The organism is Streptomyces sp. NPDC048623 (assembly GCF_040650755.1).
Classification (GTDB): Bacteria; Actinomycetota; Actinomycetes; order Streptomycetales; family Streptomycetaceae; genus Streptomyces.
Genome location: NZ_JBEZHV010000006.1, coordinates 265,773 through 288,780, shown reverse-complemented (window position 1 = coordinate 288,780; position 23,008 = coordinate 265,773). Strand labels below are relative to the sequence as shown.

Below are 23,008 nucleotides of genomic sequence, written 5' to 3'. Positions count from 1 at the left end.
GCCCGCAGCCGGGCGGGGACCGGTACCGGCCCGGAGCTGAACCAGTTCTTCCAACATCTCGGCACCCGGAGCCGTCACGCGGCCCCGGCACTCAAATCCTCCTAGGGTCCTGCCGTGCCCACCCCACCCCTTTGGAATGAAGGAAGCACCGCCATGGCAGCACCTTCGGCAGCCCCGCAGCGCATCGTCATCGAGAACGCGGCGATCGCGACCGTGGACGCGATCGACACCGAGTACGCCACCGGCCATCTCGTCATCGCCGACAACAAGATCGAGTCCCTGGGAGCCGGCCGGGCCCCCGAGGGCCTGGAGAACGTGGTCCGGCGGATCGACGCCACCGGGCATCTGATCACGCCGGGTCTGATCAACACCCACCACCACTTCTACCAGTGGATCACCCGCGGCCTCGCGACCGACCACAACCTCTTCGACTGGCTGGTGGCGCTCTACCCGACGTGGGCGCGGATCGACGAGTCGATGGTCCGCACCGCCGCGCAGGGCTCGCTCGCCATGATGGCCCGCGGTGGTGTCACCACCGCGATGGACCACCACTACGTGTACCCGCGGGGCTCCGGCGACCTGTCCGGCGCCATCATCGGCGCCGCCGCCGACATGGGCGTCCGCTTCACGCTCGCCCGCGGCTCCATGGACCGCAGCGAGAAGGACGGCGGCCTGCCGCCGGACTTCGCCGTCGAGACCACCGAGGGCGCGCTCGCCGCGACCGAGGAGACGGTGAAGAGGCACCACGACGCCTCCTTCGACGCGATGACCCAGGTCGCCGTCGCCCCCTGCTCGCCCTTCTCCATCTCCACCGAGCTGCTGCGCGAGGGCGCGGCCCTCGGCCGCCGGCTCGGCGTGCGGATGCACACCCACGGCTCGGAGACCGTGGAGGAGGAGAAGTTCTGCCACGAGCTGTTCGGCATGGGCCCGACCGACTACTTCGAGTCCACCGGCTTCCTCGGCGAGGACGTGTGGATGGCGCACTGCGTGCACATGAACGACTCCGACATCGCCGCCTTCGCCCGCACGAAGACCGGTGTCGCGCACTGCCCCTCGTCCAACGCGCGCCTCGCCGCCGGCATCGCCCGCGTGCCCGACATGCTGAAGGCGGGTGTCCCGGTCGGCCTCGGCGTCGACGGCACCGCCTCCAACGAGTCGGGCGAGCTGCACACCGAGCTGCGCAACGCGCTCCTCATCAACCGCCTCGGCGCCCACCGCGAGGCCGCGCTGAACGCCCGTCAGGCGCTGCGCCTCGGCACCTACGGCGGTGCGCAGGTGCTCGGCCGTGCCGACAGCATCGGCTCGCTGGAGCCCGGCAAGCTCGCCGACCTCGTCCTCTGGAAGATCGACGGCCTCGGCCACTCGTCGATCGCCGACCCGGTCACCGCCATCGTCTTCGGCGCGGCGGCCCCGGTCACCGCCTCCTTCGTCAACGGCCGGCAGATCGTGGAGAACAACCGGCTGCTCACCGCCGACGAGGACGCCATCGCGCGTGACGCGCGCGCGGAGGCCCAGCGCCTGGCCCGGATCGCAGCCCAGGCCTGATCCCTCCCCGGTCCGACCCTCCCCAAGGAGTCCGACCGAGGGGGACGGCCCTCGGTCGGTCACCGCGGACCCGAGCGGGGTCCGCGGCTGCCGGGCCGGGGGGTGTGCGTACGCACCAGTCGTACGGCACCCCCCGGCACGGTGTACCCCTGTCCGCACCCCCACCGGACAGCCGTCCCGCGTGGCACCCCCTCCGCCGGCGCGCACCGCACCACCCCGCAACGAGCCGCACCTCCTGCACTTCGCACCGCATCGCAGCACCTCCCTGACACCCGCGTCACCGCCGACGTGTACCCGACCGGAGGAACCCCCGTGGCCGCCAAGCCCCAGGTTCGCAATGCACAAGACGCAGGCAGCGCCCCCGAAGCCGACCGGAGACACCCGGTCGACGAGACCCTGCCCCCACTGAAGATGCTCACCAGCGGTCTGCAGCACGTGGCCGCCATGTACGCCGGAGTCGTCGCCCCGCCCCTGATCGTCGGGGCGGCCGTGGGCCTCTCCGGCACCGAACTGACCTTCCTCACGGGCGCCAGTCTCTTCACCGCCGGACTCGCCACCTTCCTCCAGACCCTCGGCGTCTGGAAGCTCGGCGCCAGACTGCCGTTCGTCAACGGCGTCACCTTCGCCGGCGTCGCCCCGATGCTGGCGATCGTCGACACCACGAAGGACAAGGCCGACGCCCTCCCGGTGATCTTCGGCGCGATCATCGTCGCCGGACTCCTCGGCTTCCTCGCCGCCCCCTGGTTCTCCCGCCTCGTGCGGTTCTTCCCGCCGGTCGTGACCGGCACCGTCATCACCCTGATCGGTGTCTCGCTGCTCCCGGTCGCCTTCGGCTGGGCGCAGGGCCCGAACCCCGCGGCGCCGGACTACGGTTCGACCACCTACCTCTCGCTGGCCGCCGGCACGCTGGTCATCGTGCTGCTCCTGCGCCGCTTCACACGCGGCTTCCTGAAGCAGATCGCGGTCCTCGTCGGCCTGGTCCTCGGCACGCTGATCGCCATCCCCTTCGGCGTCACCGACTTCGGTCCGGTGCGGGAGGCCGACATCGTCGGCTTCCCCACCCCGTTCCACTTCGGCGCCCCGCAGTTCGCGCTCGCCGCGATCATCTCGATGTGCGTGGTCATGCTGGTCTCCATGACCGAGTCGACCGCCGACATGCTCGCGCTCGGCGAGATCGTCGACCGGCCGGCCGACGAGCGGACCATCGCGGCCGGACTGCGCGCCGACACCCTCGGCTCGGCGCTCAGCCCGCTCTTCAACGGCTTCATGTGCAGCGCCTTCGCGCAGAACATCGGCCTGGTCGCGATGACCCGGATCCGCAGCCGCTTCGTGGTCGCCTGCGGTGGCGGCTTCCTGGTCCTCATGGGCCTCTCGCCGGTGGCCGCCTCGCTGATCTCGGTGGTGCCCCGGCCGGTGCTCGGCGGCGCGGGTGTCGTCCTCTTCGGCTCGGTCGCCGCGAGCGGCATCCAGACCCTGGTCAAGGCGGGTCTGGAGAAGGACAACAACGTGCTGATCGTGGCCGTCTCGCTGGCCGTCGGCATCATCCCGATCACCAGGCCGGAGTTCTACCACGCCTTCCCCGAGACGGCGCAGATCATCCTGGACTCCGGCATCTCCACCGGCTGTGTGGCCGCCGTGGCGCTCAACCTGGTCTTCAACCACCTCGGCAGGCCCCGGGACGACGACACGGTGACCGCGCCGATGGAGCCGGGCGAGGAGATCTCCGAGACCGCCTCGGCGAAGGCGGTCCACGTCCACTGACCCGTCCGCGCCACCAGGGCCGCCCGCAACGCCAAGGACGCCCCCACCGCCCCCGGTCCGCCCCGGTCCCCGCGCCCGCCGCGGAGACCGGGGCGCCCGGCGCGCCGCCTGCAGCGCCGCCCGCAGCAGCCTCGTACACCCGCCGCTCCACGCCTGACGCACCCTCACCGCTCCACCTCCGTCCGCCGCCTGCATTCACGGGCCAGATGCGGATAGGCCGCCGCGATCGCCTCGTACAGCCGCCGGCGCAGCAGCCGCTCGGCCTCGGCGCGGCCGGCGTCGCCGTAGATCCCGTCGAGCAGGGTGTCGTAACGGGAGAGCGCGTGGCGGAGGTAGCTCACCTGCCAGCGGACCATCGCGCCCGCCGCCCCGCCGGGGCTCCTGGCCCCGAGCAGATGCCGGTGCCGGACCGCCCGGCGCTCCAGTTCGGCGGCGGGCAGCCGAGGGACCTCGATCGGCTCGGCGCGGATCGCCGCCAGGACGGCGCGGCGCCGGCGCTCGGCGTCCGCACCGGCCGCCGCCGAGCCGCGCCCCGCGACGGCGGCGCAGCCCAGGAACTCCGGCGTGCGCTCCACCGCCTCGACCCGCGCGAGGAGATACAGCCGCACCGGGGCGAGCGACCACCGCCGCGGGTCGCGCCCCTGCACATCGGCCTGGCCGAGCAGCTCGCCGATCATCGCGTCGCTCCATCCGCGCCCGCGCAGCCCGGCCACCGTCACATACGTCGTACGGTCCGTCACGATTCCCCCAACTTCGACTACGGAGAGTGATGGGTCCAGTGAAGCGCACCCCACTGACAACGCCCCTCCAAGTCCCTCCAAGCCCCTCGCGGCGCCCGCTCGACGCCCTCTTGCCCCCGCCCCGCCCGCCGTGGGATATAGGTCCAGACCTTTCACCGGACCCGCCGGACGGAGGCACCCCCCATGCGCCGCCCCCTCACCGCCCTCGCCCTCGCCGCAGCCCTGACCGCCCTCACCGGCTGCTCCGCCACCGCCGCGGCCGCCAAGGACACCAGCGCCCCCACCGCCCCCACCGGCGTCACCGCCACCGCCGGCAGCGCCACCACCGTGCATGTCATGTGGAGCGCCGCCGCCGACGACCGGGCCGTCACCGGTTACGCCGTCTACCGCCAGGGCCACAAGGTCAAGGACCTGCCCGCCGGCACCCTGATGACCGACGTCACCGGCCTCGCCCCCGGCACGCCCCACACCTTCACCGTCCGCGCCCGCGACGCCGCCGGCAACGTCTCCCCGGACAGCGCCGCCGTCACCGCCACCACCCCCGCCGCGAGCGCCGAGGACCGCACCGCCCCCACCCGCCCCACCGCGCTCCGCGTCACCCCCGCGGGCCCCGACGCCGCCACCCTCGCCTGGCACCCCGCCCGCGACGACACCCGCGTCACCGCCTACGACGTCTACCAGTCCGGATCCCGCATCCACACCGTCCCCGGCACCGCCACCGAGGCCCGTGTCACCGGCCTGCGCCCCGCCACCGCCTACTCCTTCACCGTCCGCGCCCGCGACGCCGCCGAGAACTCCTCCCGGGACAGCGCCGCCGCCCCGCTCACCACCCCCAACGTCCCCGGCCGCCGCCCCGCCACCGCGCCCACCGGCGTCACCGTCCGCGCCACCCAGGGAGCCCTCACGGTCACCTGGACCCCGCCCCGCACCGCCACCCCCGTCAAGGAGCACCAGCTGCACCTGAACGGACGCTTCGCCACCACCATCGTCTGGGGCGCGGACGCCGGCCCCGGCCCGGTCACCTACACCCTCACCGTCCCCGCCACCCCCGGCGTCCGCTACGCCCTCACCCTGCGCGCCAAGCTCCCCGACGGCACCTGGGGCGACTTCTCGACGCCGGCCACGGCGGTGACGGTCTGACGCCCCCACGGTCTGACGCCTCCACGATCTGACGCGCCCACGGTCTGACGGGGGTCGCCGACCCGGCACGCCGCCCCGCGCCGAACTACGCTGGGAAGCGTGGCCGAGATCGTTCTCACCAACACCGGTCTTGACGCGTTCCTGGCAGCGCACCCCGAGTTCCGGGGCCCCGCCGCGGCCCGGGCCGCCGACGCCGTGCTCAGTCTCCTCGCGCTGCGCGGCGCGGACCGCGACACCGGCGTGCCGGAGCCCACCCCCGCGCTGGTCAAGCGCCTCCTCGTGGAGGACCTGCCCGCCTTCGTGTGCGCGGCGCCCGGCGAACTCGACACCTACCCCGCCGTCCTGCGGGCGCTCGCCGGCCGCTTCGCGGCCGAGCGCCGCCGGAGGGTCGAAGGGGTGATCGGCGAGGCCGCGCCCGACTTCGCCCGCGCCATGAGCGACCCCGGCAACCTCACCTGGCCCCGCTGGTACGCCCAGCTGCTGCGCGCCGACGGCACCGACCCGGCCGACCCCGGAGCCGTACGGGACTGGCTCGCTCGGCTCGACGGGCCGCCGCTCCCCGACGGCATGCGCCGGGCCGACCTCATGGGCCGTACCGCGCTCGCCGACGTCCTTCTCGCCGAGGCCCTGACCAGGGCGTACGTGCGCGATGCCGAGCATCCGCCGACGGCCGGGCCGCTACTCGGCGACCACGACGTGGCCCAGGGCATCGGAACCGTCGCCGCCGCCCTGCTCGACCGGTGGACCGCGGCCGGGCTCGCCGAGGGACTGGCCGGGGAGTACGCCCACCTCGCGCCCGGACCCGACGACTTCCCCCATCTCGTCCTCGCCGACGCCCTCCTCGACGAGCACCTCGACTACTATGGCGACTCGTCCGTACCGCTCCCGCCGCCCGAGACCGAGGCCGCCGCGGACGACGTGGAGGCCGACGCCGACCGGCTCGCCGCCGCCGTCGACGCCCTCGAAGGCACGGGCCAGGAGGATGCCGGACCGTACGGCGGCGAGGCCGCGCACCTCCTCTACACGCTCTACCAGCGAGGCTGCTCCGCCGAGTCGGTCGCCCGCCGTGCCGCCGAGTTCGAGGACTGGACCGTCGACCCGGACCTGGAGGACGCGCCGGTGACCGTGCCGCCGCCCGCCTCGCCCGCGTACACCACCCCCACCGCCGGCGAACTCGCCCGGCTGCTCGGGACGCCCGGGATCACCGACACCGACCGCGCCCGGCTCGACAAGCCCGCCCGTGAACTCGCCGCGGTCGTCGACCGGCTCGCCGCGACCGGCCTGGTCTTCCGGTACGGCGACGCCTTCGGGCTCACCCCGCGCGGCTGCGCCGTGGTCCGCTATCTGCTCGCGGTGCGCAGGGTCGAGGTGCCCGACGCCGCCGAGACGGCCCGCTGGGACGCCGCCACCCTGGTCGCCGCCGCCGAGGGCTGGCCGCAGGCCCCCGCGGCCCGGGTGCTCGCCGACTGGACGGCCGTCCGGGGCGGCGCCCAGGAGGCCTGGGGCGATCTGCTCGACGCCGTCCGTACGGTCAACGCCGGCACCTCCGACGCCGCCTCGACGCGCGCGCTGCTCGGCCTGCTCGACTGGTCCGCCGCGCCCGTCGGCGCGCTCCGCGCCGCCCTCGCCGACCCGGTGGCAGGCGCCCGGGCCGAGGCGGAGCTGACCGCACGGGGCGAGCCGGTGGACCCGGCCGCGGTGCCGGCCGCCGCCCGCGCGCTGGCGGTGCTCGACGGGCTGCCCGGCAAGAAGGGCCCGCTGGAGGCCCGCCGTACCGCCTTCGACGCGGCCGCCGCGCGCTGGCCCGGCGGGTCGGCCGCGCTGGTCGCCGCGATGACGGCCGCGGACCCGCACGAGACCGTGCGGGTCCTGAAGCCGCTGGGCGTCAGCCTGCCGTGATCAGGTCAACCGATCGGCCTGCCGAGATCAGCCTCCCCGAGATCAGCCTGCAGTGATCAGCCTGCCGTGAGGTACATCCCCGACGCGTCCGTGCCCGCCGTGTTGCGGCAGCTGTAATTGCCGCTCGTCCGGTCCTCGATCAGCGCGAGACAGCGGCCGAGCGCCAGCTGCCCGTAGTAGTTGGGGTGCATGTCCTCCTGGAGCGGCCCCTGCGTCTCGTTCTGGTCGATCCAGCGCGCCCACTCGCTCGTCGCCGCCGCGGCCGGCACCGTCGAGCTGACCAGCTTGCTGCTCTTGGCGCACACCTCGCGGCCCTGCAGCATGTCGCGCAGATCGAGGAACTGGGCGCCCTTGGCCGTCGCGACCGACTTCAGCCGGTTCGCGATCTGCGGCACGAGGGAGTCGCGGGCCCAGTCGGAGTCCTTGTTCCAGAAGGGGCAGCCGCCGGTGTTCACACGGCTCCAGCCACTCTCGCCGTAGCGGTTGTCGGCGGCCCGGGGGATGGGGGAGGGGTACGACTGGAGCACGATCCGGTAGTCGGAGGCGGCGTAGCCGGCGCCGGTCATCACGGCCCGGATCTCGTCTATCGACTTGCCGACGTCGGCCATCGCCCGGTCGATCTTCGCGTCGACGGCGGCCTGCTGGTCGTCGTAGCAGTAGGAGTACCAGACGATGTAGTCGGTGGCGCAGGTGGTGATGACATCGGCGAAGCCCAGGTCGTTGCCGCCGATCGAGAGCGCGATCAGCTTCACGTCACGCGTGGCGGCGACGGCCGCCAGCTGGTCCGCCTGCGGGGCCTCGCCCTTGAAGGCCACGCCGCCCTGCGAGGCGCGGAAGACGTTCTGCGTGGTGGCGCCGGAGCAGGCGAGGTTGATCTGCTCGGCGGCGAGCGGGCCCGCGCTCTTCACCTCGGCCGAGTCGGAGCGGTGGCAGCCGTTGGCCTCCGTCGTGCCGTACACCCGGGTCGGGTCGTACGTGCTGCCGGTCCAGGCCCGGTCGGTGCCGTTGCGACTTCCGCTGGTGGTCAGGCTGTTGCCCTGCCAGCGGCCGGCCTCACCGGAGATGTAGCTGTCGCCCATGGTGACGACGGCCGTGGGGCCGCTGCCGGGGGAGGCGACGGCGGGCGAGGGCGACGCCAGGGTGACGAGTCCGGCGGCCAGACACAGGGGGAGCAGGCCGCGCAGCGCGCGGTGGGGGGACGAAGACATGGCTGTGCTCCTGCGGGGTGCGGTGCGCAGTGAGTGGGGGACAGCCGCCGGCCGGTGGCATGGCGGAATTTCGCATGCGCCGGCTTGTTACCGCTAGGTAGTTGCATATTTCGGTTGCGTTACGTGACTTGTGAAACACCATGGAGCGAAATCCGGCCACGCGATCCACCGGCGATTCCCCGAAGATCCACTGTTCTTCCGCGAACAGGGCGTGCAAACGAGAAAAGACCCCGCCCCCGGTGCGCGGATGTGATGCGCGCGGGGGGCGGGGTCGGGCGTGCGGGCTGTTCGGCCGCTGTGCGGTCAGCCGACCAGCTGGTCGTACGCGGGGAGGGTGAGGAAGTCCGCATAGTCGGCGTCCAGGGAGACATGCAGCAGCAGGTCGTGGGCCTGCTGCCACTTTCCGGCCGCGAAGGCCTCCTCGCCGATCTCGGCGCGGATCGCGGCGAGCTCCTCGGCGGCGACCTCGCGGGTGAGTTCGGGCGTGGCGGTCTTTCCGTTCTCGAAGACGACACCCGCGTTGATCCATTGCCAGATCTGCGAGCGCGAGATCTCGGCGGTGGCCGCGTCCTCCATCAGGTTGAAGATGGCGACGGCGCCCAGGCCGCGCAGCCAGGCCTCGATGTAGCGGATGCCGACCTGGACGGCGTTGCGCAGCCCCTCGTACGTCGGGTGGGCGTGCAGCGAGGCGATGTCGATCAGCTCGGGTCCGGCGACGTGCACGTCCTCGCGCAGCCGGTCCTTCTGGTTCGGCTTGTCGCCGAGGACCGCGTCGAAGGAGGCCATGGCGATCGGGACCAGGTCGGGGTGGGCGACCCAGGAGCCGTCGAAGCCGTCGCCGGCCTCGCGGTCCTTGTCGGCCTTGACCTTCTCGAACGCGACCTTGTTGACCTCGGCGTCCTTGCGGGACGGGATGAAGGCCGCCATGCCGCCGATCGCGTGCGCTCCGCGCTTGTGGCAGGTGCGGACGAGGAGCTCGGTGTACGCGCGCATGAACGGGGCCGTCATCGTGACCGCGTTGCGGTCCGGCAGGACGAACGCGGGGCCGCCGTCACGGAAGTTCTTGACGATGGAGAAGAGGTAGTCCCAGCGGCCCGCGTTCAGGCCGGCGGCGTGGTCGCGGAGCTCGTAGAGGATCTCCTCCATCTCGTACGCGGCCGTGATGGTCTCGATGAGGACCGTGGCGCGCACGGTGCCCTGCGGGATGCCGACGTGGTCCTGGGCGAAGACGAAGATCTCGTTCCAGAGGCGGGCCTCCAGGTGCGACTCGGTCTTCGGGAGGTAGAAGTACGGGCCCTTGCCGAGGTCGATCAGGCGCTGGGCGTTGTGGAAGAAGTAGAGGCCGAAGTCGACCAGGGCGCCCGGGACCGGACGCCCGTCGACGGTCAGGTGGCGCTCGTCCAGATGCCAGCCGCGCGGGCGCATCACGACGGTGGCGAGCTGGTCGGCCGGCTTGAGCGCGTACGACTTGCCCGAGCGCGGGTCGGTGAAGTCGATGTTCCGGGTGTACGCGTCGATCAGGTTGACCTGGCCGAGGACCACGTTCTCCCAGGTGGGCGCCGAGGCGTCCTCGAAGTCCGCGAGCCAGACCTTCGCGCCCGAGTTCAGCGCGTTGATCGTCATCTTGCGGTCGGTCGGGCCGGTGATCTCCACCCGCCGGTCGTTCAGCGCCGCCGGGGCGGGCGCGACCCGCCAGGAGTCGTCGGCGCGGATCGCCGCGGTCTCGGGAAGGAAGTCCAGGGTGGAGGTACGGGCGATCTCGGCGCGGCGCTCGGCGCGCCGGGCGAGCAGCTCGTCCCGGCGCGGGGTGAACCGGCGGTGCAGTTCGGCCACGAAGGCCAGCGCCGCGTCGGTGAGCACCTCCTCCTGGCGCGGCAGGGGCTCGGCTTCGACGACGACCAGGGAGGACGGCGCTGGTGCGGACATGAACTGTCACTTCCTTCAGCGGACTTCACGGGCGGTGCCAGGCGGCCGCCGGGCGCAGCGGGACGGCACGCGGTGCCGCCGGTGCCGGGATACGGCCGCGGGGCGCCGATCCGGGGATCGGGCCTTCTGAACAGTGGATACTAGTTTCCTCATGGTGGAAGTTCAATGGTTTGTTGATGTCGAGAATCTTCGGGTCGACAGACCATGGCTCCGGGTGCCACCGCACTCGCTCCCGGTGTCCCCGGCCCCGGAGCGCACTCTGCGGTGCCCCTCGGAACGCCTCACTCCAGGTGCGCCAAGTCGGCCTCCGTGTCGATGTCGTACGGCTCGGCCACATCCGAACAGTCCACCAGGGTGATCGCATCCCGGTGCGCCGCCAGATAGTCCCGCGCCCCCCGGTCGCCGACCGCCCCCGCCGCGATCCCCGCCCAGTGCTCCGCGCCGAACAGCACCGGATGGCCCCGCTTCCCGTCGTACGAGGCCGCCGCCAGCGCCTCCCGCCCGCCGTACGCGCCCCGCACCCGGGCCACCGCCGCCGCGCCGATCCCCGGCTGGTCGACCAGCGACACCAGCGCCGCGTCCACCGGCACCGCCGCGGCCCGCAGCGAGTCGAGCCCCACGCGCAGCGAGGACCCCATGCCCTCGGCCCAGTCCGGGTTGTCCACCAGGACGCACCCCGGCAGCTCCGCCTCCGCCCGTACGCGCTCCGCCGCCGCCCCGAGCACCACGTGCACCCGCTCGCACCCGCCCGCCCGCAGGACCGCCACGGCGTGCTCCACCAGCGGCCGGCCCCGGTGCCTGAGCAGCGCCTTCGGCCGCCCTCCGAGCCGTCGGCCGCCCCCGGCGGCGAGCAGCAGTCCGGCCACCACGGGCCCCGTACCGGGGGTCTCTCGCGTCTCTTCCGTCATGGGGACTGCTTACCGCATCGGGCGCGCACGGCAGCGATGCGCACGGGTGCACACGGATGCCTGAAGTTCCGTCCGCGCGCTGGCGCGTGAGCGGCGCCAAGGAGTTAACTGACCCGCGACCCCGGGCGCCCGACCACCGCCGGCGGGGCCGGCACGAACGTGTGCGCACGGGGGGAGGGAAGCCCCCTGGGGGGAGAGAACCATGTTGCGAGACGTGGGGCAGAGGCGAGTGACCGCGGACGGAGTGGACCCGAGGGTGGCCGAACTGCGCGCCGCCGTGTCCCGGCTCCGGCGCGAACTCGCCGGGCATCGGCGGGAGTTCGCCGACCGGGGGATCGCCGAGGACGAACTCGCCGCACTCGACGCGATGGCCGTGAGCGGCGCCCCGGAGATAGCGCGGCTGCGCCGCTCCCTGCTGCTCGTCGCGGGCGCCGTCGGCTCGGTCAGCGCGCTCGCCGAGGGGCTCGCGGGCGTCCGCCGCGCCGTCGACCTCTTCGGCCCGCCGTCCGTGCCCGGGCCCCGGGACGGGCACCTGCCCTGGGACGGGCACCCGGACGCCTGACCCCGACCGGCCCCGTCTCGGGTCGCTGCCGGGGACCTTCGGGTACCCCGGAGGGGTTCACCGCGCCCCTGCCGGTATGCCGAAATCGGGTCAAAATGATACGAAAGGAGACTGCGGCAACGATTCGGCCGGAGCCGGAAGGCGGTGACGAGCATGGCGGCAGTCCGCGGCACCCCGCCGCCCGGACCGGCCCTCCCCGGTGTCGCCCTCCCCGGTGTCGACCCGCTGGGCGACCCGTTCCTGAGGACCCGTTTCGTCCCCCCGGCCAGACCCGCGACCTTCCTGCGGCGCGAGCGCCTGGCCGAGCACCTCGGGCAGGCGCTGCACACCCCGCTCACCGTCGTCGAAGGATGCGCCGGTGCGGGCAAGACCCTCCTGGTGGCGGACTGGGCCGACCGCCTCGGCCGGCCGGTCGCCTGGCTCACGCTCGACGCGGCGATCCAGGGCCCCGGGATGTTCTGGGCGCACTTCCTCCAGGCCCTGCGTGCCGCCGGGGTGCCGCTGCCCACCGGGACCGGGACCGGGACCGGGACCGGGATCGGGACCGACGCGCCCGCCGTGACGGACCCGCTCGCCACCGACCCGCCCACGCGGTCCGGCCGGGCCGCCGCCGGCGACCACACGCTGCCCGCACGGCTCGCCGCCGAACTCGGTGGCCTCGACCGGCCCGTCACCGTGGTGATCGACGAGTTCGACCGGATGACCGCCCCCGAGACCGCGCGGCAGCTGGAGTTCGTCCTGCACCACGGCGGCGCGGGACTGCGCCTGGTCCTGGTCACCCGTACCGAGCCGCTCCTGCCCCTGCACCGCTACCGCCTGGCCGGACAGATCACCGAGATCAGGGACGCCGAGCTGGCCTTCACCCCCGACGAGGCGGTCACCCTGCTCGCGCTGCACGGCCTCGACCTGCCCGCCGCGGCGGCCGGGGACCTGGTGGAGCGCACCCGGGGCTGGGCCGCCGGCCTGCGGCTGAGCGCGATGGCCGCGGTGCTGAGCCCGGACCCCGAGCTCTACCTCAAGGAGTTCGAGGCGGGCAGCGGCACCATCGCCGACTTCCTGCTCGCCGAGGTGCTCGAACGGCAGCCGCCCCGTACCCAGGACCTGCTGCTCCGCGTCAGCCTCCTGGACCGCTTCCACCCCGATCTCGCGGACGCGCTCACCGGACGCCGCGACGCCGCGGGCATCCTGGCCGGACTGCTGCACGACAACGCGTTCGTGGAGGACTTCGGCCACGGGTGGTACGGGCTCCACCCGCTGTTCCGGGAGATCCTCAGGGCCCATCTGCGCCGCCGCTCGCCCGGCCTCGAACGGCAGCTGCACCGGCGCGCCGCCCGCTGGCTGCGGCAGTCCGGTGCGCTGCCCGAGACGCTGGCCCAGGGCGCCGCCGCGGGGGACTGGACCTTCGCCGCCCGGGCCCTGGTCGACGACCTGGCGATCGGACAGCTGTTCTCCGGCCCCCGCTCGGACGAGCTGGAGGCGCTGTTCGCGGGTCTGGGGGCCGAGACGCCGGGACCGGCCGCGGACCTGGTCCGCGCCGCGCGCGACCTGGCCCGCCACGACCTCGACCGGGGCCTCGCCCACCTCCGCCACGCCGAGGAACGGCTCACCACCGACGCCCGCGACACCGCGGCTCGGCTCGGCTGCGCCCTGCTCACCGCCCTCGCCGCGCGCCTCTCGGGCTCCCCGCACCAGGCGGAACAGGCCGCCCGGACCGCCTCCGACCTGCTGCGGACGGCGCCCGCCCGGCTCCTCGACGAGCACCCCGAGTTCCTGGCCCTCCTCCGCACCCACCTGGGCTCGTCGCGCCTCTGGGCAGGACACGTCGACGAGGCGCAGGCCGCCCTCACCGCCGTGACCCGCGGCCCCGGCGTCGCCGCCACGGCACTGCCGCGCCGGGACGCCCTGGAACACCTGGCGCTCATCGACTGCCTCGACGGCCGGCCGGGCAGGGCCGAGCGGGGGATCCGTGCCGCGACGGCCGCGGCGGAGGGCCACGGTCCCTCCGTACCGGCCGGCACCGGCCTCGGCCGAGTCGTCCTCGCCGCGGTCGCCCTGGAACGGGGCGAGAACGCCCGCGCCGAGGCCCTCCTCCGCCGGCCGCCCGGCACACCGGACGCCGACCAGGACCGGGGGCCGCACCAGGACCGCGAGCCGAACCCGGCGCGGCAGCCGAATCCGGAGTCGGACCCGGTGACGGCCGCGGCCCGTCGCCTCGCCACGGCCCGGCTGCTCCTTGCCCAGGGGCGCGTCCGGGCCGCCCTCGCCACCGCGGAACAGGTCGTTCCGGCCGCCGAGGACTCCCCGTGGGCACAGACCCACGCCGCGCTGGTCGTCTCCGCCGCCCGCCTCGCCGAAGGCGACCCGGAGGCCGCCGCCGAGGCCCTGCGAGCGGTGGCCGGAGACCAGCCGGTCGTCCGCGTCGGCGCGGCCCGGGTCCACCTCGCGGCCGGTGACCCCGCCGAGGCCCTGCGCCTGCTCGACGGCCTCCCCGGCCGGGGCGCCGGCCCTGCGGTGTCCGTACGCGCCGCACTGCTCCGCGCCCGCGCCGCGAAACTGGACGGCGACCTCGACGCCGTACACCGGCTGCTCGGCCGGGCCCTCCGGGAGGCCGGGCCCGAACAACTGCGGCGCCCCTTCCTCGAAGCGGGCCCCTGGATCGCGCCCTTCCTGGCGACGGCGCCCCTGCGGATGCTCGCCACGGGCTGGCTCGTGACCGGGGCCACGGCCGGAGCCAGGCCCGAGCCGCCGAGGGGGCTGACGGGGCCGACGGGGCTGACGGGGCCGCCGGTCGAGCCCTTGCTGGAGCCGCTGAGCGCACGCGAGCGCGACGTGCTCAGCCGGCTCGCCCGGACGATGTCCACCGAGGAGATCGCCGCCGATCTGTACGTCTCGGTCAACACGGTGAAGACCCACCTCAAGAGCGCCTACCGGAAACTGTCCGTGCACCGGCGCAACGACGCCGTGCGCCGCGCCCGCGACCTGGGCCTGCTCTGACCCTGGCCGGCCCCTGGGGCCACAGCGCACTCACCCGCCGCGGGTGAGGCGGCGGACCGGGGATTCGGGTGTGATGGCACGGTGAATCGATGGCGTGCGCTGATCGTCCTGGGTGCGGCCCAGTTCCTGATGGTCCTGGACACCTCGGTCATGAACGTGTCCATCAGCCAGCTGGTCGAGGACTTCGACACCGAGGTGACCGCGATCCAGGCCGTCATCACCCTGTACGCCCTGGTCATGGCCGCCTTCATGATCATCGGCGGCCGGATCGGCGACATCCTGGGCCGCCGCCGCGTCTTCCTGCTCGGCATGGGCGTGTACGGCGTGGGCTCGGCCCTCACCTCCGTGGCGCCCACCCTGTGGGTCCTGGCCCTTGGCTGGTCGGTCATCGAGGGGATCGGCGCCGCGCTGGTCCTGCCCTCCATGGCGGCCCTGGTCGCCGAGTCGTACCGCGGCAAGGACCGCTCCGTCGCGTACGGCGTCATCGGCGGCCTCGCCGGCGCCGGGATCGCGGTGGGGCCGCTGCTCGGCGGCTGGGTGACGACGTACCTCACCTGGCGGCTCGTCTTCGCCGGCGAGGTCGTCGTGGTGCTCGCCGTCCTGCTCTTCCGGCGGGCGATCGAGGAACGGCCCGCGACGGGCCGGCGCCCCCGTCTGGACGTGGTCGGCGCCGTGCTGTCGGCGGCCGGCCTGGCCATCGGCGTGCTCGGGGTGCTGCAGAGCACCACCTGGGGGTGGGTGGCGCCGCGTGATCCGCCCTTCACCGTGATGGGCTTCGCCCCCACCCTCTTCGTGATCGCGGCCGGGGTGGCCCTCCTCGCCTTCTTCCGGACCTGGGAGCGACGGCGGGAGGAGAGCGGCGCGGACCCCCTGGTCCACCTGGCGCTCTTCCGCAGGCCGGTGCTGCGCTCGGGCCTGATGACCCTGCTCAGCCAGAACCTGATCCTGCTCGGCCTGTTCTTCACCATCCCGCTGTACCTCCAGGTGGTGCAGGGGCTCGACGCCTTCGAGACCGGACTGCGGCTGCTGCCGGTCTCCGTCACCATGCTCGTGGCCTCCCTGGCCGGGGCCCGGCTCGGGCGCCGGGCGGGACCGCGCCGGGTCGTCCGGGTGGCGCTGGTGCTGCTCGCCGCGTCCATCGTCTGGCTGCTCGCCACCATCGACCCGGTCATCGACGACGCCCAGTTCTTCGGGGCCATGGCGCTCCTGGGCCTGGGCATGGGGATGCTCGCCTCGCAGCTGGGCAACGTCGTGCAGTCCAGCGCGGGGGAGGAGGAGCGCAGCGAGGTCGGCGGACTGCAGTTCACCGCCCAGAACCTGGGTTCCTCACTCGGTACGGCCCTCATCGGGTCGATCCTGATCGGCTCCCTGGCCCACGCCTTCACCACCCAGATCGAGCAGAACCCGAGCCTGTCCGAAGAGGCCAAGCAGCAGACGAGCATCGCCCTGGAGTCCGGGATCAGCTTCGTCTCCACCGACCAGGTCCGCTCGGCCGCCGAGCAGGCCGGGCTGCCCGCGGGCGAGGTCGACGCCGTCACCGAGTCCTACGCCACCGCCCAGCTCAACGGTCTGAAGGCGGCCATCCTCGCGGCCGGCGGCATCACCCTCGCGAGCCTCCTCGTGACCCGCGGGCTGCCCACCGCGAGCCCGGCCCCGGCCGCCGGACCGGAAGAGGAGGAGTCATGAGGTACGCCCGCACCGCACAGCTCAAGGGTCACCCTCAACGGGTGAGGCGGACCGGACCGGCCACGGCGCACGATCGTGGCATGCAGTACGAGATCCGCGTCGACGGACACATGTCGGAGCCGCTGTTCAGCGCGTTCCCCGAACTGGAGCACGTGCTGATCTCCCACCAGTCGGTGTTGTACGGCCCTGTCGTGGACGAGGCACACCTCTACGGACTGCTGGCCCGCTTCCAGTCGCTCGGACTGCACGTGGTGGAACTCCGGCGCCTGCCGGACTCACCGTGAAACACCCGGAACGGAGCAACAGAGATGGGCACCACCTACCTCGCCTACGACTTTCCGCTGCTGAGCGCCTTCTGGACCATGCTGTGGTTCTTCCTGTGGATCCTGTGGTTCATCCTGCTCTTCAGGATCATCGTCGACATCTTCCGTGACGACGACATGGGCGGCTGGGGCAAGGCCGGCTGGCTGGCGTTCGTGATCCTGCTGCCCTTCCTGGGCGTGCTGGTGTACGTCATCGCCCGCGGCAAGTCCATGGGCGGCCGCGAGATCAAGCATGCCCGCGCGCAGCAGCAGGCGTTCGACGACTACGTCCGTGAGACCGCCTCCGGCGGCACCGCCGCGGCCCGCCCCAGCCACGCCGACGAACTCGCCAGGCTCTCCGAACTCCGGACCCGCGGCGACATCACCGAAGAGGAGTTCCGCCGGGCCAAGGCACTCGTCCTGGGCGACGACGCCCCGTCCGCGTCCGCGACCACGGCGGCCGACACCGGTACGGGTACCGGCACCGGCGCCACCTCCCGCCAGTAGCGCGGGAGGACGGAAAGGAGAACCGAGATGGCCACGTCGCACGCTTCCACGCACTCGGCCGGGAGAAGTCCGGCCACCTACGCCTGGGCCGAGGGGCTGACGGCCTTCGCCGCCGTCATGCTCTCCCTCGCCGGACTGCTCGGCATCTTCCGCGGCATCAGCGCGATCGCCGAGGACGAGGTCTTCCTCACCACCCCGAACTACGTCTTCCAGTTCGACCTGACCGGGTGGGGCTGGGTCCATCTCGGGCTCGGCATCGTCGCCGTGCTGGTGAGCATCGGACTGTTCATGACGCAGACCTGGGCACGGTACGCGGGCATCGCCATCGCGGGGCTCGTCATCATCGCGAACTTCCTCTCGCTGCCGTACTACCCGGTGTGGTCCGTCGTCATGATCGCGATGTCCGGATTCATCATCTGGGCGCTGTGCGTCTACCGGAAGCAGGACACCGGCGCCGCCACCGGCGGGAGGACGTCGTGAACGACCTGAAGTTCGAGCAGAAGGGTTCGCTGAGCCACGACGAGGCGGCGGATCTGCTGGCCTCGCTCGCCAAGGCGTTCAAGAAGGGCGAGGAGGCCGAACTGGCCTTCGGCGGGGGAACGCTGAGCCTGAAGGTCCCCGACGCGTTCAGCAGTGAGGTGGAGGTCGAGGTCGAGGGCGACGAGATCGAGCTGGAGCTGGAGCTGAAGTGGCGTACGGGCGGTGCGGCGGACACCGAGCTGGCCAAGGCGCCGAAGGAGACCAAGGAGTCCAAGGAGTCCAAGGCCGCCCAGGAGCCCAAGGCGGCCGCGCCACCCGTCGAGGCGGCCAAGCAGACCAAGCAGGCCAAGCCCGCCAAGCCGAAGGGCAAGCCCGCCAAGGCGAAGGGCGGTCCCGGCAAGCCGAAGGGCAAGTCCGCGAAGCCGACGGGCAAGCGCGCCAAGCGCCGTGCCAAGCGCGCCCGCGCCAAGGCCAAGCGGTGATCCGCCGGGCACGGACGCGAACACGGCGAGGGCGAGGGCGACGGCCCGCGGCGCCGGCCCTGACCCCGGTTTAGCGCCGGATCAGGCGCCGGGCCGTCGCCGCCGCCACCGCCGCCGTGCGCGAGTCCACGCCCAGCTTCGCGAAGATGTGCACCAGGTGGGACTTCACCGTGGCCTGGCTCAGGAACAGCGCCTTGCTGATCTGCTGGTTCGACAGGCCCTCGCCGACCAGCTGGAGCACCTCCAGCTCCCGCCGGGTCAGCGCCTCCGCCGGGGTGCGCATCCGGTCCATCAGACGGTGCGCCACCGCCGGGGCCAGGGCCGACTGGCCGGCCGCCGCCGTCCGTACCGCCGCCGCCAGTTCCTCCGGCGGAGCGTCCTTCAGGAGGTAGCCGGAGGCGCCCGCCTCCACGGCCGCCAGGATGTCCGCGTCCGTGTCGTACGTGGTGAGCACCAGGACCCGCGGTCCGCCCGGTACGGCGGTGATCGCCGCCGTCGCCTCCGAGCCGTGCATCCCCGCGCCGAACTGGAGGTCCATCAGGACCACGTCCACGCCCCCGGCGGCGGCCAGCTCCACCGCGCGCTCGGCCGTGGCGGCCTCGGCGACCACGGCGAAGTCCGGCTCCGTGTCGAGGACGGCGCGCAGCCCGGCCCGTACCACCGGGTGGTCGTCGGCGAGCAGCAGGCGGACGGTCATACGTCGGCTCCAGCGGGTTCGGTCGGGAGGGGAAGGGACACGGCCACGGCGGTGCCCTGGCCGGGGGCGGACTCGACGGTGAAGGAACCGCCCAGCGACTCCGCCCGTGAGCGCATCGCCGGAAGCCCGAAGCCGCCCTCGGAGGAGGGGCGTACGGTCCGCAGCGCGGCCGGGTCGAAGCCCTTGCCGTCGTCCACGACGTCCAGGGTCACCGACCCGCCCATGAACGACAGCGTGATCTCGGCCCGCGAGGCGGAGGCGTGCCGCACCGTGTTCGCGAGCGCCGACTGCGCGATGCGCAGCAGCGCCACCTCGTACGGGGTCGGCAGCTCGACCGGCGTGCCGCTCACGGAGAAGCGCACCCGGGGCCCGTCCGGGCCCGCCGCCCCGCACAGCCGCTCCAGGGCCCCGGCCAGCGAACCGTGCTCCAGATCCGGCGGAGTGAGCGCCCGGACGAAGCGGCGCGCCTCCGCCAGATTGTCCTGGGCGGCCCGCCGCGCCTCGTCGATGTGCCCGGCGGCCGGTGAACCCTCCGGCAGCGCCCGCTCGGCGGCCCGCAGCAGCAGCTGGATCGAGGACAGGCCCTGGGCCAGGGTGTCGTGGATCTCCCGGGCGAGCCGCTCGCGCTCGGCGAGCGTGCCCGCGTGCCGCTCGGCCGCCGCGAGCTCGGCGCGGGTGGAGATCAGCTCCTCGATCAGCCGGCGCCGCCGCTCGCTCTCCCGGTACAGCGCCTGGTAGCCGAGCACGGTCGCGACCGCGACGGCCGCGCCGAGCAGCGGCCCGATGAAGACGCCCGGATTGAGCGCGGCGCCGTGGCCCACGTACGACAGGATCGCGGCGCACGCGGTCAGCCCGACCGCCGGAAGCGACCAGCGCACCGGCAGCAGATGCAGCTGCAGGAAGTACAGCGGGAAGGCGATCCACAGCCCCTCGGGCGTCACCCAGAGCAGCAGCAGCCAGGACAGGCACAGGGCACCCAGCCAGACCGCCGCCCCGCGCTGCGAGCCGCGCACGCCGGGCAGGACCGAGCCCGCCGCGTACACCGCACCGGTCACCACCGCCGCCACCACCCCCGCGGGCGTCTGCGAGCGCACCGCCGCCAGGACGAGGAGGCCCGCCATCAGCAGATGCAGACAGAGGCGCAGCGCGCGCAGGGCAGGGGTGAGGGAGCGGGGATCCATGATGGTTCCAGGGTAGGCGGGGCTGCGAGCCGGACCGGACGCATCCCTCTCAACCGAAAGTTTGATTACGGAGCCAACCGTGGCGCGATGCCCGCACGGGCCCCTGACCAGCAGGCTTGGCCTCATGTTCGTGGCATGGAGAGACCTGAGATTCGCCAAGGGGCGTTTCACCCTGATGGGCACCGTGATCGTGTTGATCACGCTGCTCGTCGGACTGCTTTCGGGACTGACGGCCGGGCTCGCGCGGGAGAACATCTCGGCGATCACCGGCCTGTCGGCGGACCGGCTGGCCTTCGCGGCTCCGCCCGCCGGCCAGTCGGTCTCCTTCACCAATTCGACCGTCACCGCGTCCCAGTGGCGGGACTGGGCCGGCCGGCCGGGCGTCGAGAGCGCCGCGCCGCTCGGCATCCGCACCCTCAACGCGGCGGCGGGCGACCGCACCGCCGCCCTGTCCGCCTTCGGTACGGAGCCGGGCTCGGGCCTCGCGCCCGAGAGCTCACGGCTCGGGGCGGGCAAGGCCGTCCTGTCCGAGTCGGCGGCCGAGGAACTCGGCGTGAGCGCCGGGGACGCCGTACGGCTCGGCAGCCTGGACGCCACGGTCGTGGCGGTCGCCGGAGACGCCTCGTACAGCCACACCCCGGTCGTCTGGACCTCCCTCGCCGACTGGCAGCGGCTCGGCCGCAGCGGTACCGGCACCGAGGACCAGGCCACCGTCATCGCGCTGACCGGCTCCGGTGTCGACTGGGGCGCCGGGGACAAGGCCCTCGGCACGGCGTCCAGGACCGTCGACGAGGCACTCGGCGCCATAGGGTCCTACCAGGCCGAGAACGGCTCGCTCCAGCTGATGCGCGGCTTCCTCTTCGTCATCTCCGCGCTGGTCATAGGAGCCTTCTTCACCGTCTGGACCATCCAGCGCAGCGCCGACGTGGCGGTGCTCAAGGCGCTCGGCGCCTCCACCCCGTACCTCCTCAAGGACGCCCTCGGGCAGGCCCTGGTCATGCTGACCGCGGGCACCCTGCTCGGCACCGGGCTCGCCTCCGGCATCGGCGCGCTGATCAGCGGCGGCGACGTGCCCTTCGTGCTCCAGCCGCTGACCGTGCTCGGCCCGGCCGCCGTGATGATCGTGCTCGGCTCGCTCGGCGCGGCCCTGTCCATCCGGCGGATCACCGCCGTCGACCCCCTGACCGCCCTCGGAAGTGCCCGATGAGTCTGCTGCTCGAAGATGTGACCCTGACCTACCCCGACGGCGACGGCCGCCTCACCGCCCTCGACGCGGTCACCCTCGACGTGCCCGCCGGCCGGCTCGCCGCCGTCGTCGGCCCCTCCGGCTCCGGCAAGTCCAGCCTGCTCGCCGTGGCCGCGACCCTGGTCACCCCGGACAGCGGCCGGGTCGTCGTGGCCGGTACGGAGACGAGCGCGCTCAGCCCGGCGGCCAAGGCGGAGCTGCGCCGCGAGCACATCGGCATCGTGTTCCAGCAGCCCAATCTGCTGCCCTCGCTCAGCGCCCTGGAGCAGCTCCAGGTGATGGCGCACCTGTCGGGCCGCAACCCGCGGACCGTCCGCGACCGGGCGATGGGACTGCTCGACGCCGTCGATCTCGCCGACCAGGCGCACCGGCGCCCGCACCAGCTCTCCGGCGGGCAGCGCCAGCGCGTCAACATCGCCCGCGCCCTGATGAACGAGCCCTCCGTGCTCCTCGTCGACGAGCCGACCAGCGCCCTGGACCACGAGCGGGGCGCGGCGGTCATGGAGCTGCTCGCCGGTCTCACGGCGGAGCGCGGCACGGCGACGGTCCTCGTCACGCACGACCGGACGCATCTGGGGCGGGCGGACCAGGTGGTGACGGTGCGGGACGGACGGCTGACGGAGGAGGCGGCGGAGGTCGCGGTCTGACGTGCGTACGAATGCGCGTACGAAGAAGGGTGCCCCGAGCCCGGAAAGGCTCGGGGCACCCTTCTTCGTACGTCCGGGACCAGGGCCTCAGCCCTGGCCGTTGCCCGCCGTGTTCGCGAGCGCCGCCGACAGCTCCTCGGCGACCTCGTGGAGGATCGGGACGATCTTCTCGGTCGCCGCCTCCGTGACGCGGCCCGCCGGGCCGGAGATGGAGATGGCCGCCGCGGTGGGGGAGTTGGGGACCGGCACCGCGAGGCAGCGGACTCCTATCTCCTGCTCGTTGTCGTCGACCGCGTACCCCGTGGCACGGACCGTCTCCAGGGCCGCCAGGAAGCCCTCGGGCGTGGTGATGGTCTTCTCGGTGGCGGCGGGCATGCCGGTACGGGCGAGCAGCGCGCGCACCTCGTCGGCCGGGTGGTTCGCGAGCAGCGCCTTGCCGACACCGGTGGAGTGCGGCAGCACCCGGCGGCCGACCTCGGTGAACATGCGCATGGAGTGCTTGGACGGCACCTGGGCGACGTACACGACCTCGTCGCCGTCGAGCAGCGCCATGTTCGCGGTCTCGCCGGTCTCCTCCACCAGCCGCGCCAGATACGGGCGGGCCCAGGTGCCGAGCAGCCGGGAGGCGGACTCGCCGAGGCGGATGAGGCGCGGGCCCAGGGCGTACCGGCGGTTGGGCTGCTGGCGGACGTAGCCGCAGGCGACCAGGGTGCGCATCAGGCGGTGGATGGTGGGCAGCGGGAGGCCGCTGCTGGCGGAGAGCTCGCTCAGCCCGACCTCGCCGCCGGCGTCGGCCATCCGCTCCAGGAGGTCGAAGGCGCGCTCGAGGGACTGGACACCGCCGCTCGCGGGGGCGGGCTTGGCGGCGTCGGTGGTGCTGGCGCTGGACGTCGGCACGGCAACGGTCCTTTCGGGGCAGGCGGGCAAGGCAGCAGCCTACCGGGCTGCCGAGCCGGGCACACGGCCCAGGTCCCGGCGTCCGGGCCGGTCAGGGGGGTGTTTGTCCCAGGTCGGCGGCTGCCTTGAGGGGTCCTGGTCCGCCCCGCATGTGCGGAGCTACGTTCTACTGTACGAAATCGGCATTCCACTTCATGGAA

The 23,008-nt window shown here is 73.5% G+C and carries 20 protein-coding genes; 13 read left to right on the top strand and 7 right to left on the bottom strand.

The genetic code is table 11. From position 1 onward, the window contains the following. Window positions 1-153 precede the first annotated feature (153 nt). Both AB0C73_RS12060 and AB0C73_RS12055 read left to right on the top strand, forming a co-directional pair. Window positions 154-1,545 (top strand): 8-oxoguanine deaminase, encoded by a 1,392-nt coding sequence (locus AB0C73_RS12060; protein WP_362527845.1) that lies wholly within the window; start codon window positions 154-156, stop codon window positions 1,543-1,545. Window positions 1,546-1,956: 411 nt separating this feature from the next. Continuing rightward, window positions 1,957-3,306: a nucleobase:cation symporter-2 family protein gene (locus tag AB0C73_RS12055; RefSeq protein ID WP_362528049.1), complete on the top strand. Its 1,350-nt coding sequence runs from the start codon at window positions 1,957-1,959 to the stop codon at window positions 3,304-3,306. 164 nt (window positions 3,307-3,470) lie between these two features. Here the strand turns inward: AB0C73_RS12055 and AB0C73_RS12050 are convergent, their stop codons facing one another. After that, entirely contained in the window at window positions 3,471-4,046 is a 576-nt protein-coding gene (locus AB0C73_RS12050; RefSeq protein WP_362527842.1) for a hypothetical protein, read from the bottom strand. A gap of 183 nt (window positions 4,047-4,229) precedes the next feature. Here AB0C73_RS12050 and AB0C73_RS12045 point away from each other — a divergent pair, with 183 nt between their 5' ends. Then, a complete protein-coding gene (locus AB0C73_RS12045; RefSeq protein ID WP_362527840.1) occupies window positions 4,230-5,186 on the top strand; it encodes a fibronectin type III domain-containing protein in 957 nt (318 codons plus the stop codon). A gap of 99 nt (window positions 5,187-5,285) precedes the next feature. Further along, window positions 5,286-7,085: a hypothetical protein gene (locus AB0C73_RS12040; protein WP_362527837.1), complete on the top strand. Its 1,800-nt coding sequence runs from the start codon at window positions 5,286-5,288 to the stop codon at window positions 7,083-7,085. A gap of 56 nt (window positions 7,086-7,141) precedes the next feature. Here AB0C73_RS12040 and AB0C73_RS12035 read toward each other — a convergent pair whose 3' ends face one another. The 3 genes from AB0C73_RS12035 to AB0C73_RS12025 form a co-directional block, all read right to left on the bottom strand. After that, window positions 7,142-8,293: a GDSL-type esterase/lipase family protein gene (locus AB0C73_RS12035; RefSeq protein WP_362527834.1), complete on the bottom strand. Its 1,152-nt coding sequence runs from the start codon at window positions 8,291-8,293 to the stop codon at window positions 7,142-7,144. 303 nt (window positions 8,294-8,596) lie between these two features. Next, window positions 8,597-10,219 (bottom strand): malate synthase A, encoded by a 1,623-nt coding sequence (aceB, locus tag AB0C73_RS12030; protein WP_362527832.1) that lies wholly within the window; start codon window positions 10,217-10,219, stop codon window positions 8,597-8,599. A 281-nt stretch (window positions 10,220-10,500) separates the two neighbouring features. Then, window positions 10,501-11,127, bottom strand: a complete 627-nt coding sequence (locus AB0C73_RS12025; protein WP_362527829.1) for a nucleotidyltransferase family protein — start codon at window positions 11,125-11,127, stop codon at window positions 10,501-10,503. Window positions 11,128-11,329: 202 nt separating this feature from the next. Between AB0C73_RS12025 and AB0C73_RS12020 the strand changes: the two genes are divergently transcribed. From AB0C73_RS12020 to AB0C73_RS11990, 7 genes are all read left to right on the top strand, one after another. Further along, window positions 11,330-11,689: a DUF5955 family protein gene (locus AB0C73_RS12020; protein WP_362527826.1), complete on the top strand. Its 360-nt coding sequence runs from the start codon at window positions 11,330-11,332 to the stop codon at window positions 11,687-11,689. Between the two features lie 153 nt (window positions 11,690-11,842). Next, window positions 11,843-14,683 carry a LuxR C-terminal-related transcriptional regulator gene (locus AB0C73_RS12015; RefSeq protein ID WP_362527824.1) on the top strand — a complete coding sequence of 947 codons (2,841 nt, stop codon included), beginning with the start codon at window positions 11,843-11,845 and terminating at the stop codon, window positions 14,681-14,683. A gap of 81 nt (window positions 14,684-14,764) precedes the next feature. Continuing rightward, window positions 14,765-16,369: an MFS transporter gene (locus AB0C73_RS12010; RefSeq protein ID WP_362527821.1), complete on the top strand. Its 1,605-nt coding sequence runs from the start codon at window positions 14,765-14,767 to the stop codon at window positions 16,367-16,369. Between the two features lie 80 nt (window positions 16,370-16,449). Continuing rightward, a complete protein-coding gene (locus tag AB0C73_RS12005) occupies window positions 16,450-16,653 on the top strand; it encodes a hypothetical protein (protein WP_362527819.1) in 204 nt (67 codons plus the stop codon). 24 nt (window positions 16,654-16,677) lie between these two features. Then, the gene (locus AB0C73_RS12000) at window positions 16,678-17,178 is read left to right on the top strand and encodes an SHOCT domain-containing protein (RefSeq protein ID WP_362527818.1); all 501 of its coding nucleotides are present in this window, start codon (window positions 16,678-16,680) and stop codon (window positions 17,176-17,178) included. 27 nt (window positions 17,179-17,205) lie between these two features. Further along, window positions 17,206-17,658, top strand: a complete 453-nt coding sequence (locus AB0C73_RS11995; protein WP_362527815.1) for a hypothetical protein — start codon at window positions 17,206-17,208, stop codon at window positions 17,656-17,658. Next, window positions 17,655-18,140 carry an amphi-Trp domain-containing protein gene (locus tag AB0C73_RS11990; protein ID WP_362527812.1) on the top strand — a complete coding sequence of 162 codons (486 nt, stop codon included), beginning with the start codon at window positions 17,655-17,657 and terminating at the stop codon, window positions 18,138-18,140. The genes AB0C73_RS11995 and AB0C73_RS11990 overlap by 4 nt, the downstream gene beginning before the upstream one ends. 70 nt (window positions 18,141-18,210) lie before the next feature. Here the strand turns inward: AB0C73_RS11990 and AB0C73_RS11985 are convergent, their stop codons facing one another. Both AB0C73_RS11985 and AB0C73_RS11980 read right to left on the bottom strand, forming a co-directional pair. Further along, window positions 18,211-18,837, bottom strand: a complete 627-nt coding sequence (locus AB0C73_RS11985; protein ID WP_362527809.1) for a response regulator transcription factor — start codon at window positions 18,835-18,837, stop codon at window positions 18,211-18,213. Further along, window positions 18,834-20,018 carry a sensor histidine kinase gene (locus AB0C73_RS11980; RefSeq protein ID WP_362527806.1) on the bottom strand — a complete coding sequence of 395 codons (1,185 nt, stop codon included), beginning with the start codon at window positions 20,016-20,018 and terminating at the stop codon, window positions 18,834-18,836. Before AB0C73_RS11980 ends, AB0C73_RS11985 begins: the two co-directional genes overlap by 4 nt. Window positions 20,019-20,142: 124 nt before the next feature. On the opposite strand from AB0C73_RS11980, the gene AB0C73_RS11975 reads away from it, so the two are divergent. Both AB0C73_RS11975 and AB0C73_RS11970 read left to right on the top strand, forming a co-directional pair. Next, window positions 20,143-21,225, top strand: coding sequence for an ABC transporter permease (locus tag AB0C73_RS11975; RefSeq protein WP_362527803.1), 1,083 nt, complete (start codon window positions 20,143-20,145; stop codon window positions 21,223-21,225). Beyond that, window positions 21,222-21,911, top strand: coding sequence for an ABC transporter ATP-binding protein (locus AB0C73_RS11970; RefSeq protein ID WP_362527800.1), 690 nt, complete (start codon window positions 21,222-21,224; stop codon window positions 21,909-21,911). Before AB0C73_RS11975 ends, AB0C73_RS11970 begins: the two co-directional genes overlap by 4 nt. 87 nt (window positions 21,912-21,998) lie before the next feature. Here the strand turns inward: AB0C73_RS11970 and AB0C73_RS11965 are convergent, their stop codons facing one another. Continuing rightward, window positions 21,999-22,808 (bottom strand): IclR family transcriptional regulator, encoded by an 810-nt coding sequence (locus AB0C73_RS11965; RefSeq protein ID WP_362527797.1) that lies wholly within the window; start codon window positions 22,806-22,808, stop codon window positions 21,999-22,001. Window positions 22,809-23,008: the final 200 nt, after the last annotated feature.